This window comes from Enterobacter cloacae complex sp. 2022EL-00788, assembly GCF_026627565.1.
In the GTDB taxonomy this organism is placed as follows: Bacteria; Pseudomonadota; Gammaproteobacteria; order Enterobacterales; family Enterobacteriaceae; genus Enterobacter; species Enterobacter pasteurii.
In genome coordinates, this window is sequence record NZ_JAPNMC010000024.1 from 21490 (window position 1) to 38393 (window position 16904).

19 protein-coding genes, 1 tRNA gene and 1 pseudogene are annotated in these 16904 nt (G+C 53.7%); 18 read left to right on the forward strand and 3 right to left on the reverse strand.

Features of this window, described 5'->3' with window-relative positions; genetic code table 11:
- The first annotated feature begins 21 nt into the window (after nucleotides 1-21).
- Nucleotides 22-171, forward strand: a complete 150-nt coding sequence (gene nqrM, locus OWK27_RS23460; RefSeq protein WP_227009663.1) for a (Na+)-NQR maturation NqrM — start codon at nucleotides 22-24, stop codon at nucleotides 169-171.
- 30 nt (nucleotides 172-201) lie between these two features.
- Here nqrM and OWK27_RS23465 read toward each other — a convergent pair whose 3' ends face one another.
- Nucleotides 202-1065, reverse strand: a complete 864-nt coding sequence (locus tag OWK27_RS23465; RefSeq protein WP_267591325.1) for a glycerophosphodiester phosphodiesterase family protein — start codon at nucleotides 1063-1065, stop codon at nucleotides 202-204.
- Nucleotides 1066-1224: 159 nt separating this feature from the next.
- Between OWK27_RS23465 and dinB the strand changes: the two genes are divergently transcribed.
- Nucleotides 1225-2283, forward strand: coding sequence for a DNA polymerase IV (gene dinB, locus OWK27_RS23470; protein ID WP_267591326.1), 1059 nt, complete (start codon nucleotides 1225-1227; stop codon nucleotides 2281-2283).
- 50 nt (nucleotides 2284-2333) lie between these two features.
- Here the strand turns inward: dinB and pepD are convergent, their stop codons facing one another.
- A complete protein-coding gene (pepD, locus tag OWK27_RS23475) occupies nucleotides 2334-3791 on the reverse strand; it encodes a cytosol nonspecific dipeptidase (protein ID WP_193355710.1) in 1458 nt (485 codons plus the stop codon).
- A 257-nt stretch (nucleotides 3792-4048) separates the two neighbouring features.
- Here pepD and gpt point away from each other — a divergent pair, with 257 nt between their 5' ends.
- The 3 genes from gpt to crl all read left to right on the forward strand — a co-directional run bounded on the left by gpt (nucleotide 4049) and on the right by crl (nucleotide 6314).
- A complete protein-coding gene (gene gpt / locus OWK27_RS23480; RefSeq protein WP_003863205.1) occupies nucleotides 4049-4507 on the forward strand; it encodes a xanthine phosphoribosyltransferase in 459 nt (152 codons plus the stop codon).
- 104 nt (nucleotides 4508-4611) lie between these two features.
- A complete protein-coding gene (gene frsA, locus OWK27_RS23485; protein WP_148420212.1) occupies nucleotides 4612-5856 on the forward strand; it encodes an esterase FrsA in 1245 nt (414 codons plus the stop codon).
- 56 nt (nucleotides 5857-5912) lie between these two features.
- On the forward strand, nucleotides 5913-6314 hold the full coding sequence (crl, locus tag OWK27_RS23490; protein WP_252005241.1) for a sigma factor-binding protein Crl: 402 nt from the start codon (nucleotides 5913-5915) through the stop codon (nucleotides 6312-6314).
- A 107-nt stretch (nucleotides 6315-6421) separates the two neighbouring features.
- Here the strand turns inward: crl and phoE are convergent, their stop codons facing one another.
- The gene (gene phoE / locus OWK27_RS23495; protein WP_148420214.1) at nucleotides 6422-7474 is read right to left on the reverse strand and encodes a phosphoporin PhoE; all 1053 of its coding nucleotides are present in this window, start codon (nucleotides 7472-7474) and stop codon (nucleotides 6422-6424) included.
- A gap of 304 nt (nucleotides 7475-7778) precedes the next feature.
- Here phoE and proB point away from each other — a divergent pair, with 304 nt between their 5' ends.
- The 13 genes and pseudogenes from proB to OWK27_RS23560 all read left to right on the forward strand — a co-directional run bounded on the left by proB (nucleotide 7779) and on the right by OWK27_RS23560 (nucleotide 16826).
- Nucleotides 7779-8882 carry a glutamate 5-kinase gene (proB, locus tag OWK27_RS23500; RefSeq protein WP_242173508.1) on the forward strand — a complete coding sequence of 368 codons (1104 nt, stop codon included), beginning with the start codon at nucleotides 7779-7781 and terminating at the stop codon, nucleotides 8880-8882.
- Nucleotides 8883-8893: 11 nt separating this feature from the next.
- Nucleotides 8894-10147 carry a glutamate-5-semialdehyde dehydrogenase gene (gene proA / locus OWK27_RS23505; protein ID WP_242173506.1) on the forward strand — a complete coding sequence of 418 codons (1254 nt, stop codon included), beginning with the start codon at nucleotides 8894-8896 and terminating at the stop codon, nucleotides 10145-10147.
- A gap of 111 nt (nucleotides 10148-10258) precedes the next feature.
- Nucleotides 10259-10334: transfer RNA gene (locus OWK27_RS23510), tRNA-Thr, on the forward strand.
- A 166-nt stretch (nucleotides 10335-10500) separates the two neighbouring features.
- The gene (locus tag OWK27_RS23515) at nucleotides 10501-11715 is read left to right on the forward strand and encodes a tyrosine-type recombinase/integrase (protein ID WP_047955076.1); all 1215 of its coding nucleotides are present in this window, start codon (nucleotides 10501-10503) and stop codon (nucleotides 11713-11715) included.
- A gap of 68 nt (nucleotides 11716-11783) precedes the next feature.
- Nucleotides 11784-12380, forward strand: a complete 597-nt coding sequence (locus OWK27_RS23520; protein ID WP_047955077.1) for a hypothetical protein — start codon at nucleotides 11784-11786, stop codon at nucleotides 12378-12380.
- A 167-nt stretch (nucleotides 12381-12547) separates the two neighbouring features.
- Nucleotides 12548-12745, forward strand: coding sequence for a helix-turn-helix transcriptional regulator (locus tag OWK27_RS23525; protein WP_032441478.1), 198 nt, complete (start codon nucleotides 12548-12550; stop codon nucleotides 12743-12745).
- Between the two features lie 235 nt (nucleotides 12746-12980).
- Nucleotides 12981-13172: pseudogene (locus OWK27_RS23530) on the forward strand (ash family protein); the annotation flags it as partial.
- Nucleotides 13173-13216: 44 nt separating this feature from the next.
- Nucleotides 13217-13462 (forward strand): host cell division inhibitor Icd-like protein, encoded by a 246-nt coding sequence (locus tag OWK27_RS23535; protein WP_071843324.1) that lies wholly within the window; start codon nucleotides 13217-13219, stop codon nucleotides 13460-13462.
- A complete protein-coding gene (locus OWK27_RS23540) occupies nucleotides 13455-14330 on the forward strand; it encodes a tyrosine-type recombinase/integrase (RefSeq protein ID WP_021312336.1) in 876 nt (291 codons plus the stop codon). Before OWK27_RS23535 ends, OWK27_RS23540 begins: the two co-directional genes overlap by 8 nt.
- Nucleotides 14327-14542, forward strand: coding sequence for a hypothetical protein (locus tag OWK27_RS23545; RefSeq protein ID WP_047955079.1), 216 nt, complete (start codon nucleotides 14327-14329; stop codon nucleotides 14540-14542). Before OWK27_RS23540 ends, OWK27_RS23545 begins: the two co-directional genes overlap by 4 nt.
- Complete coding sequence (locus OWK27_RS23550) at nucleotides 14539-14742, forward strand: hypothetical protein (RefSeq protein ID WP_047955080.1); 204 nt, start codon at nucleotides 14539-14541, stop codon at nucleotides 14740-14742. Before OWK27_RS23545 ends, OWK27_RS23550 begins: the two co-directional genes overlap by 4 nt.
- Before the next feature lie 9 nt (nucleotides 14743-14751).
- Nucleotides 14752-15066 carry a DUF4222 domain-containing protein gene (locus tag OWK27_RS23555; protein ID WP_047955081.1) on the forward strand — a complete coding sequence of 105 codons (315 nt, stop codon included), beginning with the start codon at nucleotides 14752-14754 and terminating at the stop codon, nucleotides 15064-15066.
- Nucleotides 15063-16826: a DNA primase family protein gene (locus OWK27_RS23560; RefSeq protein ID WP_058687060.1), complete on the forward strand. Its 1764-nt coding sequence runs from the start codon at nucleotides 15063-15065 to the stop codon at nucleotides 16824-16826. The genes OWK27_RS23555 and OWK27_RS23560 overlap by 4 nt, the downstream gene beginning before the upstream one ends.
- The last annotated feature ends 78 nt before the right edge of the window (nucleotides 16827-16904 follow it).

The window sequence follows — 16904 nt, forward strand, 5'->3', positions numbered from 1 at the left end:
TTTGTGCTGGTGATTTTTGGCATGTCTTTAGGCTGGATCATCAAGCGTAAAAGCATTCAGGGCAGCTGCGGCGGCATCTCTTCCATTGGAATGGAGAAGGTGTGCGACTGCCCGGAACCGTGCGATGCGCGGAAAAAACGGCTGGCTCGGGACCAGCAGAGGATCATCTAGAAAAAGGCCGCTTCTTGCGGCCTTTATTCGTTATTTTACCCAGCTTTTGGCGCTGGCTGGCGAGTCCACCAGTACGCCTTCAGCGCCTAATGCCCTGGCCTTCTGGTAATCCTCACTGGCGTTCACGCCGATGAAAATTAAATGGGCATTGCCCTGCGAGCGGAAACAGTCAACGGCCTCTTTGTCCCACGTTAAGGTTGCGGGGGAGACACCTTCGCCCAGGGTGAATTTTTCGACTACCTCTACTTTGCGGTTTAACTCAAGCCCGTACCAGTAATCGTCCATTTTTTGGGAAGGAGGCAGACATTCGTGGCTTAACGAAACGGTGGCCAGTCGCGTGCGGGTCTCGCTGCGCGTGACAAAGCGAGGAATGTCGGCAGGGAGTGCTTCCATATAGCGATCTTCGGTTGAATAGACGCGAACGCGATTCAGGCTGTTTGTCTCCTTCAGTACGTTAAGCAGTTTGTTGCCCATCGTCGCCGGATCGGCGTCCGGCGATTTGATATCAATGAAAAACCGCGCGTCCGGCCAGGTCGTTAGTACCGACTTCAGCGTCGGTATCGACGCGTTCAGCAGGCTTTCCGGCAGGCCCTTATCTTTCCACTTAACGCTGGCATCCGCCTTTGCCAGCTCTTCAGCGGTAAACTGTGACACTTTTCCCTGCAGGCTGGTTAACGCTTTCAGGTCAGCCGGACGATAGAGCACCGGTACGCCATCCCGACTAAGCTGCACGGTTATCCAGACGATATCTGCTTTGTTTTCAAGCGCGAGCTTAATCGCAGGCAGGGTGTTTTCAGGTGCATCCGCGGTGCCTCCCCGGTGTGCAACGATCTCAGGATTAGCGGATGCTGCACTCGCCAGAAACAGTAACGAAACCGAAAGTATTTTCCTCATGAATATTATCTCTCCATTTAATTTAATAAGTTCATGAATATAAAGGTTTTATTATGATCCTTTGTATCATGTATTTATGACAACTGAGAGAAAGGAAAATAGCTGACGCATTTTTTGCCTTTTGTTATACTGTATATAAATACATGTGTGGTGTAATCAATGCGCAAAATAATCCATGTCGATATGGACTGTTTTTTTGCCGCAGTGGAGATGCGTGACAACCCCGCGCTGCGGGACATCCCTATCGCCATTGGCGGCAGTCGTGTCCAGCGCGGTGTGATCAGCACCGCGAACTATCCTGCACGCAAATTTGGCGTGCGCAGCGCCATGCCGACGGCGATGGCGCTAAAACTGTGTCCGCACCTCACCCTTTTGCCCGGCCGTTTTGACGCGTACAAAGAAGCGTCGAGCCATATTCGGGAGATCTTCTCCCGCTATACCTCCCTGATTGAACCGTTATCGCTGGATGAAGCCTATCTGGACGTCACCGACAGCGTGCACTGCCACGGCTCTGCCACCCTGATGGCGCAGGAGATCCGCCAGACCATCTTCAACGAGCTGAATCTGACGGCGTCGGCCGGCGTCGCGCCGGTAAAATTCCTCGCCAAAATCGCTTCCGATTTAAACAAGCCCAACGGCCAGTACGTCATCACCCCGGAAGAGGTTCCGGGGTTTTTAAAAACGCTGCCGCTCAGTAAAATTCCCGGCGTCGGTAAAGTTTCCGCTGCGAAGCTGGAAAATATGGGATTACGCACCTGCGAAGACGTACAGCGAAGCGATCTGGCGATGCTGCTTAAGCGCTTTGGTAAGTTTGGCCGCGTGCTGTGGGAGCGCAGCCAGGGCATTGACGATCGTGATGTGAACAGCGAACGGCTGCGTAAATCCGTCGGGGTTGAACGCACGCTGAGCGAAGATATCCACGACTGGTCGGAATGCGAAACCATTATCACGGAACAGCTCTATCCGGAACTGGAACGACGCCTTATCAAGGTGAAGCCGGATTTACTGATTGCCCGGCAGGGCATCAAGCTGAAATTTAATGACTTTCAGCAGACGACGCAGGAGCACGTCTGGCCGCGTCTGAACAAAGAGGATCTTATTGCGACGGCAAAAAAGGCGTGGGAAGAGCGTCGGGCCGGGCGAGGAGTAAGGCTGGTGGGGCTGCATGTCACGCTGCTGGATCCCCAGCTGGAACGTCAGCTGGTGCTGGGACTGTAGGCGCAACGTTGTCCGCCCTCTCCTCGTGGGAGAGGGCGGGGGTGAGGGTGTTACTTCGCAGGAATGGCTTTCAGCAGTTCAGTCAGCAGCGTCCAGTAATGGCCGACGCTTTCAATGTGAACCTGCTCATCCGGCGAGTGCGGACCGGTGATGGTTGGCCCAATGGAAACCATATCCATATCCGGATACGGTTTCTTGAACAGACCGCATTCCAGGCCCGCGTGAATAACCTGAATGTTTGGCGTGCTGTTGAACAGACGCTGGTAAGTTTCGCGCACCAGCGCCATCACCGGGGAACTTGCATCCGGCTGCCAGCCCGGGTAGCTGCCTTTCGCAGACGTTTTTGCGCCCGCCAGGGTACCCAGAGATTCCAGCATGCTAACAACGTATTCTTTACCGCTGTCGATCAGGGAACGGATCAGGCAGATGATCTCTGCGCTGTCGTCGCCCATGGTCACAACGCCCACGTTCAGTGAGGTTTCCACCACGCCTTTCGCGACGTCAGAGTTACGGATCACGCCGTTTGGCGTTGCGTTAAGCAGCTGGACGAAAGCGTCACGGGACGGCACGGTCAGCGCGGCTTTATCCGTCGTTACGGACTCCAGCACCACCGTCAGGTTTTTCTCTTTCGCAGACAGTTCGTTTTTCAGGATATCCAGGTACACGCTGGAAAGCTTTTTCAGCTCATCCGCTTTCGCCGCAGGTACCGCTACGGTCGCAAAGGCTTCGCGTGGAATGGCGTTACGCAGGGTACCGCCGTTGAAGTCCACCAGGCGCAGATCCAGTTCAGCCGCATGGCCAGCCAGGAAACGTGCCAGCAGTTTGTTGGCGTTACCGAGGCCCAGGTGAATATCACCGCCGGAGTGACCGCCCTTCAGCCCTTTCAGCGTCAGCTTAAAGGTCTCGAAGCCAGCAGGGATCGCTTCGCGGCTCAGCGGCAGGGTCGAAATAAAATCAATCCCGCCCGCGCAGCCCATGTAGATCTCACCTTCTTCTTCGGAGTCGGTGTTGATCAGAATGTCTGCCTGCAGCCAGTTCGCCTGCAGACCGAACGCACCGTCCATGCCCGCTTCTTCGGTCATGGTCAGCAGCACTTCCAGCGGACCATGTTCAACGCCGTCATCGGCCAGCACCGCCAGCGCAGAAGCCATACCAATGCCGTTATCCGCACCCAGCGTGGTGCCGCGCGCTTTAACCCATTCGCCGTCGATATACGGCTGGATTGGGTCTTTAGTGAAGTCGTGAACGGTGTCGTTGTTTTTCTGTGGAACCATGTCCAGGTGCGCCTGCAGAACCACCGGCTTGCGGTTTTCCATACCCGCGGTGGCAGGTTTGCGGATCAGAATGTTGCCAACCTGGTCGCGCTCAGCGTGCAGACCTTTTTCCTTCGCCCAGCCCATAATATGTTCGGCAAGCTGTTCTTCGTGATAGGAAGGGTGCGGAATAGAGCAGATTTTGGCAAAAATATCCCACAGCGGCTGTGGAGATAATTGAGACAGTTCAGACACGATAGGTCTCCTTGTCGATGCGCTGCAAAACAGTGTTGCAGGTCACAGGGTTAGCAGGTTAATAGTTACCACAAGACAGGCTTGCGAGATGCAACTGAGAATACCACTTTCTCCCGTGGCTGGTAGCATAAAGCATGTAAAAACTCAGGCTCGGGGCGCTTAACACTGGTTTTTAGTGCGTCAGATCTCTATAATCTCGCGCAATCTGGTTCACCCTCATTTTTTAAGCCGTATATAAACAGGCTGGGACACTTCACATGAGCGAAAAATACGTCGTCACCTGGGACATGTTGCAGATTCACGCACGCAAACTGGCTGCGCGTCTGATGCCTTCCGAACAGTGGAAAGGCATTATTGCCGTCAGCCGTGGCGGTCTGGTACCGGGGGCGCTGCTGGCTCGTGAGCTGGGTATCCGTCATGTCGATACCGTTTGTATCTCCAGCTATGACCACGACAACCAGCGTGAGCTGAAGGTGCTGAAACGTGCGGAAGGCGACGGTGAAGGCTTTATCGTGATTGACGATCTTGTGGATACCGGCGGTACCGCGGTGGCTATCCGCGAAATGTATCCAAAAGCGCACTTCGTGACTATCTTCGCAAAACCAGCGGGTCGCCCACTGGTTGACGATTACGTGATTGATATCCCGCAGGATACCTGGATTGAGCAGCCGTGGGACATGGGCGTGGTCTTTGTACCGCCTATCTCTGGCCGTTAATTTCAGTACGTAACTTTACACGCCCGGTTATGCCGGGCGTTGTTCTTTTTGCCCTGCCACGCGCTACAATGGTCTCCCTATGACGTATCCATGGAGGCAACGCAATGGCGCAGGCGAATCTCACCGAAACTCTCTTCAAACCCCGTTTCAAGCACCCTGAAACGTCGACGCTGGTGCGTCGGTTTAATCCGGGGACCATGCCTGCTGTACAGTCAGCGTTAGATGGTAAAAACGTGCCCCACTGGTATCGCATGATTAACCGCCTGATGTGGATCTGGCGCGGTATCGACCCGCGCGAAATCCTCGACGTGCAGGCGCGTATCGTGATGAGCGAGACCGAGCGTACCGACAGCGATCTCTACGATACGGTGGTGGGCTACCGCGGCGGGAACTGGATCTACGAATGGTCGAAGCAGGCCATGCTCTGGCAGCAAAAAGCCAGCCAGGAAGAGGATGCCACGCTCAGCGGTAAGCACTGGCTGCATGCGGCGAACCTGTACAGCATTGCCGCCTACCCGCATCTCAAGGGCGACGAGCTGGCGGAGCAGGCGCAGGCGCTGGCAAACCGGGCTTATGAAGAGGCCGCGCAGCGGCTGCCGGGCCGGATGCGTGAGATTGAGTTTGCGGTTCCCGGCGGCAGCCCGGTGACAGGCTTTCTGCATATGCCTGAGGGTGAAGGCCCGTTCCCGACGGTCCTGATGTGCGGCGGCCTGGACTCTTTGCAAATCGACTATTACAGCCTGTATGAGCGTTACTTTGCACCAAACGGGATCGCCATGCTGACGCTCGATATGCCTTCGATTGGCTTCTCTTCCAAATGGAAACTGACTCAGGATTCCAGCCTGCTGCACCAGCATGCGTTAAAAGCGCTGGAAAATATTCCCTGGGTTGATCACACCCGGGTAGGGGCATTCGGCTTCCGCTTTGGGGCTAACGTCGCGGTACGGCTGGCTTACCTTGAATCTTCACGCCTGAAGGCGGTCGCCTGCCTTGGCCCGGTAGTGCATGCGCTGTTAAGCGATCCGGCGCGCCAGGGCAGCGTTCCGGAGATGTATCTGGACGTGCTGGCGAGCCGACTTGGCATGCATGATGCTTCAGACGAAGCGTTGCGCGTGGAACTTAATCGCTATTCCTTAAAAACGCAGGGTTTACTGGGGCGTCGCTGTCCAACCCCGATGATGTCCGGTTTCTGGAAGAACGATCCCTTTAGCCCGGAAGAGGAGTCGCGCTTAATCACCTCGTCATCTGCGGATGGTAAATTGCTCGAAGTGCCGTTCAGCCCCGTGTACCAGAATTTTGACAAAGCGCTGAAAGAGATTACACGCTGGATCACGCAGAGATTGTGTTAATAGTTTGCTAAATTTCGTTGGTTTGGTAAAACAGTGCTTCACAAAAGGAGATCGTAATGACGTTACCGAGTGGACACCCGAAAAGTAGACTGATTAAGAAGTTCATGGCTCTTGGCCCGTATATTCGTGAAGAGCAGTGTGAAGAGAATCGCTTTTTTTTCGACTGCCTGGCTGTTTGCGTCAACGTGAAGCCTGCACCCGAAAAACGTGAGTTCTGGGGCTGGTGGATGGAAATGGAAGCACAGGAAAACCGTTTCACCTATAGCTACCAGTTTGGCCTGTTCAATAAAGACGGGCACTGGGAAGCGACGAGCATTAAAGATCGGGAAGTGATTGACCGTCTGGAACACACGCTTAAAGAGTTCCACGACAAGGCAAGCGCGTTGCTGGCCACTCTGGATCTCAAGTTCGAACCAGCGGATGACTTTTCCAGCGAAGCGGTAAAACTGAGCGCCTGATGGTCTTCTCCCTCTCCCAAACGCAGAGGGCGGGGTGAGGGTAACAGACCGCATTAATCCCCGTAATAAAAAAACCGGCATTAAGCCGGTTTTTTTATTTCGCATGATCAGAACTGATAGGTCATGCCCAGCGCAACGATATCATCGCTGCTTACGCCCAGTTTATTATCGTCGTCGATCTGGTTGATTTTATAATCAACAAACGCGGACATATTTTTGTTGAAATAATACGTCGCGCCCACGTCGATGTATTTCACGATATCTTCGTCACCGATGCCCTCGATATCCTTACCTTTTGACTGCACATAGCCCAGAGACGGGCGCAGACCAAAGTCAAACTGGTACTGTGCGACCACTTCGAAGTTTTGCGCTTTATTGGCAAAGCCGCCGGAGATTGGCGCCATATTGCGTGTTTCAGAATAGATAGTGGCCAGATAAATATCGTTGGCATCATATTTCAGACCGGTTGCCCAGCCTTCTGCTTTTTTACCTTCACCGCGCGTCTGCAGGTTCTGTTCGTTGGTGCGGTCAGAGCTGGCGTACGCACCAATTACAGAAAAATCGCTACCGCCGAAGTCATAGCCCAGAGAGGTACCGAAGCCGTCACCGTTCTGCTTTTTCACGTCGCGGTTTTCATTTTTGCCCTGGTACTGCAGGGTCATATCAAGGCCGTCAACCAGGCCAAAGAAGTCAGTATTGCGGTACGTGGCCAGACCGGAGGCACGCTTCGTCATGAAGTTATCGGTCTGCGCCAGGCCGTCACCGCCGAACTCAGGGAACATATCGGTATATGCCGCGACGTCATACAGCGCGCCCAGGTTACGGCCGTAATCGAAAGAGCCAAAATCTTTCAGCTTAATACCGGCAAACGCCAGGCGCGTCTTTTGAGAAGAGTCGCTTTCTGCTTTGTTGCCCGCGAACTCGGCTTCCCAACGACCATAGCCCGTCAGCCGATCGTTAATCTGGGTTTCGCCTTTAAAACCAAAACGAACGTAAGTCTGGTCACCGTCTTTAGCGTCATCATCACTGAGGTAGTGCATTGCTTTTACTTTGCCGTACACGTCCAGTTTATTACCATTTTTATTATAAACTTCTGCTGCGTGAACGGATGCGGAAGCAACTACGCCCATTACCACTAATGCCAGAGTGCTCTTTTTCATTTTCAATCCTGATATTTTAAAACGCGCTAATATTCGCTGAGCAATAAGATTCAACTTACTGCCCCGTGAAAAACAGGAAGGGTTTTATCGTCCGCGGGTGAAACTTTTATGACAAAGTAAGAATATGTCTAAAAAAGTATGTTTTAATTTTTCGGTAATAAAATTGTCAAAATCTGCCGCTACGCTTCCTGATCCTGCGCAACAAAGTGATTTCTGATGTGCTAAGGCAGTTGGCAACGGGGCTGACACCTGTTAAAACGTCTGACTGACATCATTTTCCCTTATTGTTGAACGGCAGAGAATCATGAGTGACAGCCAGACGCTGGTGGTAAAACTCGGTACCAGTGTGTTAACAGGCGGATCGCGCCGCCTAAATCGCGCCCATATTGTTGAGCTTGTACGTCAGTGCGCTCAGTTGCATGCCGCAGGGCATCGCATTGTGATTGTGACGTCCGGGGCGATTGCCGCCGGGCGTGAACACCTGGGCTACCCCGAACTCCCCGCGACGATTGCCTCCAAACAGCTGCTGGCCGCCGTGGGACAAAGCCGACTCATTCAACTCTGGGAACAGCTGTTCTCCATCTACGGCATTCACGTTGGGCAGATGCTGCTGACGCGCGCGGACATGGAGGACAGAGAGCGCTTCCTGAACGCACGCGACACGCTGCGCGCGCTGCTGGACAACAATATTGTTCCGGTCATCAACGAAAACGACGCCGTTGCCACCGCTGAAATCAAAGTGGGCGATAACGATAACCTCTCTGCGCTGGCCGCGATCCTGGCGGGGGCCGATAAGCTCCTGCTCCTGACCGATCAGCAGGGGCTGTTTACCGCTGACCCGCGTTCTAATCCGCAGGCTGAACTTATCAAAGACGTTTATGGCATTGATGACGCGCTGCGCGCCATCGCCGGTGACAGCGTTTCTGGCCTGGGAACCGGCGGGATGGGCACCAAGCTGCAGGCCGCTGACGTGGCGTGCCGGGCCGGTATCGACACCATCATTGCCGCAGGCAGCCGCCCTGGCGTAATTGGCGATGTGATGGAAGGCATCTCTGTGGGCACGCGTTTCCACGCGCAGGCATCCCCGCTGGAAAACCGTAAGCGCTGGATCTTCGGCGCGCCGCCGGCGGGAGAACTTACCGTGGACGAAGGCGCTACCGCCGCAATTCTGGAAAGGGGAAGCTCATTACTTCCAAAAGGAATTAAAAGCGTGACAGGTAACTTCTCCCGTGGTGAAGTGATCCGCATCCGTAACCTTGAAGGTCGCGACATCGCCCACGGCGTGAGTCGCTATAACAGCGACGCGCTGCGCCGGATTGCGGGCCATCATTCACAGCAGATTGACGCCATCCTCGGCTATGAATATGGCCCGGTTGCCGTACATCGCGATGACATGATTATTCGTTAAGGAGCCAGAACATGCTGGAACAAATGGGCGCAGCTGCGAAAGCCGCCTCTTACAAACTGGCGCTCCTTTCCAGCCGCGAGAAAAACCGCGTGCTGGAAAAAATCGCTGATTATCTGGAATCTCAGTCGCAGGAGATCCTGCTCGCTAACGAGCAGGATCTCCTTGAAGCGCGTCGCAACGGCCTGAGCGACGCGATGCTCGACCGCCTGGCGCTGACCCCGTCACGCCTGAAGGGCATCGCCGACGACGTGCGTCAGGTGTGCAACCTCGCTGACCCGGTAGGGCAGGTGATTGACGGTGGTGTGCTCGACAGCGGGTTGCGTCTGGAGCGTCGCCGCGTGCCGCTTGGCGTTATCGGCGTGATTTATGAAGCCCGTCCTAACGTGACGGTGGACGTCGCATCCCTGTGCCTGAAAACCGGTAACGCCGCCATCCTGCGCGGCGGGAAAGAGACCTGGCGCACCAACGCGGCGACGGTAAAAGTCATTCAGCAGGCGCTGGAAGAGTGCGGCTTACCGGCGGGGGCCGTACAGGCGATAGAAAGCCCTGACCGCGCGCTGGTGAACGAGATGCTGCGCATGGACAAATACATCGACATGCTGATCCCACGCGGCGGTGCGGGTCTGCACAAGCTGTGCCGCGAGCAATCCACCATTCCGGTGATCACCGGCGGGATTGGCGTATGCCATATCGTTGTGGATGACACCGCCGAGGTCGAACCTGCGCTCAGGATTATCGTCAACGCCAAAACCCAGCGCCCAAGCACCTGTAATACGGTGGAAACGCTGCTGGTGCATCAGGGCATTGCGAACGCCTTCCTGCCTGCGCTGAGCAAGCAGATGGCAGAAAGCGGCGTCACGCTGCACGCGGACGAAAATGCGCTTGCCCTGCTGAAAGACGGCCCCGCGACGGTGGTTCCGGTTAAGGCGGAGCAGTACGACGATGAATTTTTGTCCCTGGACCTGAACGTGAAGGTGGTTGCCGATCTCGACGACGCCATTGCGCACATTCGCGAACATGGAACCCAGCATTCTGACGCGATCCTGACGCGCACCCTGCGCAATGCCGATCGTTTTGTGAATGAGGTGGATTCGTCTGCGGTTTACGTGAATGCCTCCACGCGCTTCACCGACGGTGGCCAGTTTGGTTTAGGCGCGGAGGTTGCTGTCAGTACCCAGAAACTCCACGCCCGCGGTCCGATGGGGCTGGAAGCACTGACCACCTACAAGTGGATCGGCTTCGGTGACGATACCATTCGTGCGTAAATAATCACGGGTGATGCAAAAATAGCCGTTTGATTCAAAAGGGCATTGACGCATCACCCGGTTAGATCTACTCTTTTGCCCCGTGGTTACACTCGTAACCGGCCTCTCAGGGCCGATATAGCTCAGTTGGTAGAGCAGCGCATTCGTAATGCGAAGGTCGTAGGTTCGACTCCTATTATCGGCACCATTCTAACGTCTCCCCAAGTCTACTAAAGTTCACTGAAACCCCTTATACTCTGCGACTTGAAGCCCCTTTTAGTATTTCTACGTCTACTAAAGTTCCCTGAAATCTACGGTCGTTTGGGGGTACTTATGGGGGTATTTGCTGTTCGGTCTAGAGGAGGTACCCCCAAGTGAAACTAAACGCCCGGCAGGTGGACACCGCCAAACCTAAAGATAAGCCTTACAAGCTGGCTGATGGTGGTGGTTTGTATCTCCTGATTAAACCTAATGGTGGCAAATACTGGCGGCTCAAGTATCGTGTAGCCGGCAAAGAGAAGCTGTTAGCGCTGGGTGTGTATCCTGAAGTCACATTGGCCGATGCTCGGGCAAAACGTGAAGAAGCCAAAAGGGGTATCGCTGGGGGTATCGATCCTATGGAAGCGAAACGGGAAGAGAAGATCGCCCGTGAAACGCAGTTAAACAACACCTTCAAAGATATTGCCCTTGAGTGGCACAGCAGCAAACTAAAAAAATGGTCTGCTGGGTATGCTTCAGACATCCTTGAGGCTTTCAACAAAGATGTGTTCCCTTACATTGGCAAAAAACCAATAGCCGATATCAAACCGCTTGAACTGTTGAATGTGCTGCGGCGCATTGAGGGGCGCGGCGCTACAGAAAAGGCCAAAAAAGTTAGGCAGCGCTGCGGGGAAGTTTTCCGTTACGCAATAGTCACCGGCCGTGCTGAGTATAACCCCGCTCCGGATCTCACCAGCGCCATGCAAGGGCATGAGTCCAATCATTATCCTTTCCTTACACCGAAAGAATTGCCTGATTTCTTCAAGGCGTTGTCAGGATATACAGGAAGCGCTTTAGTAGTTTTGGCCGCTCGTCTGCTGATTATCACCGGCTTGCGTACCGGCGAACTCCGCGGGGCATTTTGGGATGAAATCAATATCAGTAAGGCCGTCTGGGAAATACCAGCATCACGCATGAAAATGCGTCGCCCTCATGTGGTGCCATTGTCCAGGCAAGCTCTTACGCTTATTGGCCAGCTCCAAGAGCTAACAGGCAATTACCCGCTTATGTTCCCTGGCCGTAACGATCCGCGAAAAACAATGAGTGAAGCCAGCATAAACCAAGTCTTTAAGCGGATTGGCTATGACGGAAAAGTCACCGGGCACGGTTTCCGACACACCATGAGTACCATCCTTCACGAACAGGGCTACAACACCTCGTGGATAGAAACGCAGCTGGCACACGTCGACAAAAACTCTATTCGAGGAACGTACAACCACGCTCAGTACATAGACGGCCGGCGTGAAATGCTTCAGTGGTATGCCGACTATATGGAAGCGTTGGAAAACGGCGAAAATGTAGTGCATGGAACATTTGGGAAAAGCGCTTAACTGTATGTATAGACAGTGCTAATTGACAGTAGTAGACTTCTGTAGACTATCGTTAGCAGGAAGCTTTTATGCGAGAAAACATCCTCAACATGCCCCATCATCTTCGCCGACAACGTGTGGTCACTGCTGAGCAGGCTGCAATGGCTATGGCTGGCGTATACAGTTGTTCACGCTTAGATGAGTTGAAAGCTAAATTCCCTCCTGAGATCTACAACATTGCTTCCAGTTACTTGAGGATAATTTTGAGTGCTGTAAACGCGGAAGAACTACATCCCAAGAGAACATGGTCTAGCTCACCTGGCGGAGATATCACTGGAGCTGATTTTTATTCCAATGAAATTTGGCCTTGGGCTGTTAAAGAAATATCAGCTACAGATAGTTGGTTTGGATGTGATCCAGATAGCTCTAGCGAAAAGTATCAGCCTTTACGAAGCGGGTGGGGCGAGTTTGCTGGTAAAGATACTGCGTTAAAACTGATCGCTGGAATGGCTATTGCGCTTGAAAAATCAGGTGGTAAATATGTTCGCGGTAAAAATTTGAACAAATCCGAAGTTGCTAGGAGTGCTTCAAGAAGCATATTGGAACATGGTGATGGCATTGATGTTACAGATAAGGCATTGACTATGCTAATTAATGAAGCTCTGAACATATACGCTTCCAAATAGCTCGTAAGGATTTCCAAAAAGTCGATCTACAGGTTCTAAAACTTCTGGCCGTACTTCTATTTCAGTGGAAGAGCTGCTTCCAACTGATTTACCGTGACTTCCACAACTACCCGCATGTTTTTGCTGAAATATACCTCGTAGACCACATTAGACTTCGAGAGGTATATATGTCCCATTCCCTTATCCGCTTACCTGAAGTTCAGCGCAGAACCGGCTATAGCAAGGCTTGGATCTATCGACTCATGGCTGAGCAACGTTTCCCCTCATCCATAAAGATTGGTTCTCGAGCAATTGCTTTCATTGAAAGCGAAATTGATGAATGGATTAGTGAGCGCATTGAATCGTCACGCAGCCAAACGAACTGAGATTCCGTGAGCAGAGATAATTTGCGAGAGTTTGCACTTCGGATCTCGCAGAATAAGTTTGTCGCGACAGCTCACTAAACAATTCAAAAAGGTTAATGCCATGAAGAACAATTATGCCCGTCTGGGGCAGGGCTTCGCTCACCCTAAAAACTCCTTGCCTTGTTATTCAACTGAAGGGTATGCTTTAAAAGCACCAGCAAAATCTGGTGCCAGGATTGGCGTCCTGAATGACTGTATGGCGACACATGACGCGCCAAGCGTCTTTTTTTGTGCCGTTGATCCGTCTCACCTATTTTCACGCGTTGTGGTTCAAAACCGCTCTGCTAGCAAAATTATGGTGGGCTGGGTGGGGGCGGAGAAATCCGCGCCGGAGTCCATACAGTCCGGTTACGCCAACCCTGCTCAGTCCACCACCAGTGAAATTGGCGTTTCCGGTGGTGGTTATCTAGACCACTGTATGGAGGCTGCCACATGGCTACTACCCCAACCCAAAAACTGCCCAAATTTACCTGGCTTTTCCTCGGTACGCCGAAAGGCCGGACCTGCCCTCCCGTTGTTATACGCATCGTTGCCGACAGTGAGCAAGAAGCCCGCGAGTTTTATTCCCGCTGGGATCTTATCTTTGCCGCTAAAATTCGCTCTGAATGTTCGCTTTATCAGTACAGCAGCGGCGCGTTTGAACTGGATGTTGAGAAATTGGGAGGTTGCCATGTTTAACCTCCAGACCCTGACAGCTAAAGCCCGCGAACTGCGCGGCAACGTGGTAAAAGCCACTACCACTAAAGGCACCCGCACCATGACCCCCGTTTACGAACGGGAAGAGCAGCGCAAACTGCGCGAGCGCATCCAGCAGACCCAGCCGGAGTGGGTTTTACTCTGGTGGGATATTGCGACCGTAACCGGCTGGCGTACCAGCGACGTGTGCAACTTCCGTTACTCCTGCATCAACTGGGAAACCGGCATTGCAACAATCATCGTAGCGAAGCAGACCAAAGCAGCGGAAGCCAGAGCGACCCGGAAGGGGATCGAGATTGTTCGCCAGCAGCGCAAGGACGCTGCCCGGCTTGCTGGCGATCACATTGGGTACATGCACTGGGATAGCGTGAGCTGCGACGAGCTGGCCGCCGGCATGACGGAAGAAGAACAGGCGATCGTATTTGAGCTGGTGGCAAAGGCTGAAGTGAAGCACGACACCAAACAGCTGCCGCCGGGCATCATCAAACGACTGCGGGAACGCATGGAGCGCAATCTTATCGGTGACGACCTGGTATTTTCCCGCAGCCAGATTGAAAGTAACCGTTGCCAGTCTCTGGAAGGTAGCGTTAGCCGTCAGACGATCTGGAAGAAACTGCACAACGTCATGGTGTGGTTTACCCGCGTAGTAAACACGCGTCTGCGCCTGAGCGCCTATTCCAGCCGCAAAATTGCCGCCTTTAATCTCATGTCCGCCGGCGGCGAACAGGGCTTGCTGGTCGCCTCTGAAATGCTCGGACACAGTAACCCGGCAATCACCCGGACTTATCTCCAGCTGGGGAGCAAGGCCGCGGCTATCCAGACACGCCTCGCTATGGAGGTGAACGCATGAAGAAGCCAACTCAAAACGAATCCATTGCCATGCTGACGACCAGCGCAGGCCAGGCGCTGGAATACAGCCGTCAGGCGCTTGCTGTTCTCGATATGTGGATAGACACCCTGGCGCCGGATGATGAATTGGAAAGCTTTCGTGTCGCGGCGGTTCACAGCCTGGTCAGTCAGGCTTCGGAATATCTGGTGAAAGTCAGGGAGGTCAGGCCATGACCGCTATTTATAATCTGGTGCGCTGTAGCGATGGCAAAACCGTATTCAGTTTTCCGGCCGGCGGCCGCTATCTGGTGGACACGTCGAACGGGTTGCAGTCGATGCGCCCCCTTATGGACGACGAGATCATTTTCACGGTGGAGAGTGCCGCGCGCTTTCTTAAGAGAATTGGTTATCAGGTAATCCCGCCAGCGGCGTAAGGTAAAAATATGACGATTAAAAATTCCGGCTTAACTGCTGGTGGCCGCGCTCACCCTGAAATCAGGCCGGGCGATAAATGGAAGGACAGCCGCGGCAACCAGGTAATTATAGAAAGTTACCGATTCGACAGAGTGACATATTGCCGCGAAGGGTACAGCTCACCGTGTTTTTGCACGACAGAAAGACTGGTGCGGGAATTTGAATTTGTTTCTTCCGCGCCAGGCACCGGTGGAAGAGATATCGATCGAATTATGCTGGTGCAGGGCATCGAACGAATTCGGGTTATGCGGGAAATCATCAGGGAGCGAGGGAACAGAAAATGAAGAATGCACCAAACCTTAAAAAGCAGTCGGCGGATCTCATGGAGGAGTCAATCATCTTTGCCGGCGCCGATGCCTGGACGTTCGCCAAAGCATGGCAGGAAATGAACCCGATTGGCGATACGGTGCCGCCGGTTGTGCTGGATAAAAAGCAGCTGGCAGAGCTGGAGAATATCCGCATTGTGGATGATGGCCGGCTCTATGCCCGGGTTTGCCGCGGCGGGCATCTGACCGAACGGCAGATAACCATTCTCGCGACAAAGCTGGCGGTGGCCGGCGTGGAGCGCGCGCAATTCTACTCTGAAGGTTATCAGCTTCTGGAGGACTGGACGCCGCAGCTGCCGCGCCTCAAAGCCGATGCGGAAGCCGGCAAAAGCATGGTGATCGGCAAACCGCTGACGGATGTAAACCTCCGCGACCTGGCTGATAACGAAAAGGCGCTCATACTGGCCGCGCGTTACACCGGCATTGCAATCAACGAAAACAGCGAGGGCGTGTACGTCTACCGCGCCGGCATTTGGGAGAAAACGTCTCTGCTCGAGCTGAGCCGCGAAATGGTGGCTATCTACAACGAGAACAAAACCAACTTCAGCAAGCGCGCGATCAACAACGTTATCGACGCCCTGAAAATCGTTATCCCGGTGATGGGGGAGCCGCGGCGGAGCCTGATCCCCTTTGCAAACGGTGTCTACGATATGGAAACCGGCGTTTTCTCCGAACACAGCCAGGATAACTGGCTGACCAACCACAACGGCGTGACCTACACGCCGGCGGTGCCGGGTGAAAACCTCCGCGACCACGCGCCGAACTTCCATAAGTGGCTAAGTTACGCATCAGATAGAGACGCAATTAAGATGCAGCGCATCGCTGCTGCGCTCTTTATGGTGCTGGCGAACCGGTACGACTGGCAGCTGTTCCTCGAGATAACCGGGGAGGGCGGCAGCGGGAAAAGTGTCTTTACCCATATCGCCACGATGCTGGCCGGCGCGCATAACACCGCCAGCGGGAACATGGCGGCACTTGATAGCGCACGCGGGCGGGCGCAGTTCGTCGGGAAAAGCATGATAACGCTTCCTGACCAGCCCAAATATTCAGGAGAGGGCACCGGGATAAAAGCGATAACCGGCGGGGATGCCGTGGAGATAGACCCGAAACACGAGCACCAGTACACCGCCGTTCTGCGGTCGGTGGTTGTAGCCACGAACAACACGCCGATGATTTTCACCGAACGTGCCGGTGGCGTGTCCCGGCGCCGCGTAATTTTCCAGTTTAACCGGCGCGTCAGCGAAGAGGATAAGGATCCCGACCTGGCAGAAAAGATATCCGCTGAAATTCCGGTAGTGGTTCGCCGGCTGCTGGCGAACTTTGCGAACCCGGAAAAGGCGCGGGCGCTTCTGCTGGAACAGCGGAATAGCGAAGAGGCATTAGAGGTGAAACAGAAAACGGATCCGCTTTATGCCTTCTGCGCGCATCTTGAGCGGCTGGCTGATTGTGCGGGAATGATGGTAGGAAACCGTAATCCGCCTCACTATCCGCGAATTTATCTCTATCACGCTTACCTGGCATTCCTAGAGGCCAACGGTTTCGACAAGCCGCTGACGCTGAATAAATTCGCAGAGGGGATGGAAAGCGCGATGCGGGAGTTTAATCACGAGTACCGTAAGGAACGTAGAGCACGTGGCATGGTGACTAACGTTGAACTTTCGGAAAGTGCGGAAGACTGGTTACCTCAGACGCATCCTGTAGCCGGTCATAAAGAATGAAGTTCAGATAAATATGGAGAAAGGTATACATGGTATACATCGAGAGAATAATTTTTATATAAATCAGTGAAATAAACC

Bases quoted from the DNA above. Each gene is read 5' to 3' on its own strand.
- phoE (WP_148420214.1), bottom strand. From the start codon at position 7,474: ATGAAAAAGAGCACTCTGGCATTAGTGGTAATGGGCGTAGTTGCTTCC.
- frsA (WP_148420212.1), top strand. From the start codon at position 4,612: ATGGCGCAGGCGAATCTCACCGAAACTCTCTTCAAACCCCGTTTCAAG.
- OWK27_RS23465 (WP_267591325.1), bottom strand. From the start codon at position 1,065: ATGAGGAAAATACTTTCGGTTTCGTTACTGTTTCTGGCGAGTGCAGCA.
- OWK27_RS23535 (WP_071843324.1), top strand. From the start codon at position 13,217: ATGGCTACTACCCCAACCCAAAAACTGCCCAAATTTACCTGGCTTTTC.
- OWK27_RS23525 (WP_032441478.1), top strand. From the start codon at position 12,548: ATGTCCCATTCCCTTATCCGCTTACCTGAAGTTCAGCGCAGAACCGGC.
- OWK27_RS23560 (WP_058687060.1), top strand. From the start codon at position 15,063: ATGAAGAATGCACCAAACCTTAAAAAGCAGTCGGCGGATCTCATGGAG.
- crl (WP_252005241.1), top strand. From the start codon at position 5,913: ATGACGTTACCGAGTGGACACCCGAAAAGTAGACTGATTAAGAAGTTC.
- proB (WP_242173508.1), top strand. From the start codon at position 7,779: ATGAGTGACAGCCAGACGCTGGTGGTAAAACTCGGTACCAGTGTGTTA.
- proA (WP_242173506.1), top strand. From the start codon at position 8,894: ATGCTGGAACAAATGGGCGCAGCTGCGAAAGCCGCCTCTTACAAACTG.
- OWK27_RS23545 (WP_047955079.1), top strand. From the start codon at position 14,327: ATGAAGAAGCCAACTCAAAACGAATCCATTGCCATGCTGACGACCAGC.
- nqrM (WP_227009663.1), top strand. From the start codon at position 22: ATGTCTTTAGGCTGGATCATCAAGCGTAAAAGCATTCAGGGCAGCTGC.
- OWK27_RS23555 (WP_047955081.1), top strand. From the start codon at position 14,752: ATGACGATTAAAAATTCCGGCTTAACTGCTGGTGGCCGCGCTCACCCT.
- gpt (WP_003863205.1), top strand. From the start codon at position 4,049: ATGAGCGAAAAATACGTCGTCACCTGGGACATGTTGCAGATTCACGCA.
- OWK27_RS23540 (WP_021312336.1), top strand. From the start codon at position 13,455: ATGTTTAACCTCCAGACCCTGACAGCTAAAGCCCGCGAACTGCGCGGC.
- OWK27_RS23520 (WP_047955077.1), top strand. From the start codon at position 11,784: ATGCGAGAAAACATCCTCAACATGCCCCATCATCTTCGCCGACAACGT.
- OWK27_RS23550 (WP_047955080.1), top strand. From the start codon at position 14,539: ATGACCGCTATTTATAATCTGGTGCGCTGTAGCGATGGCAAAACCGTA.
- dinB (WP_267591326.1), top strand. From the start codon at position 1,225: ATGCGCAAAATAATCCATGTCGATATGGACTGTTTTTTTGCCGCAGTG.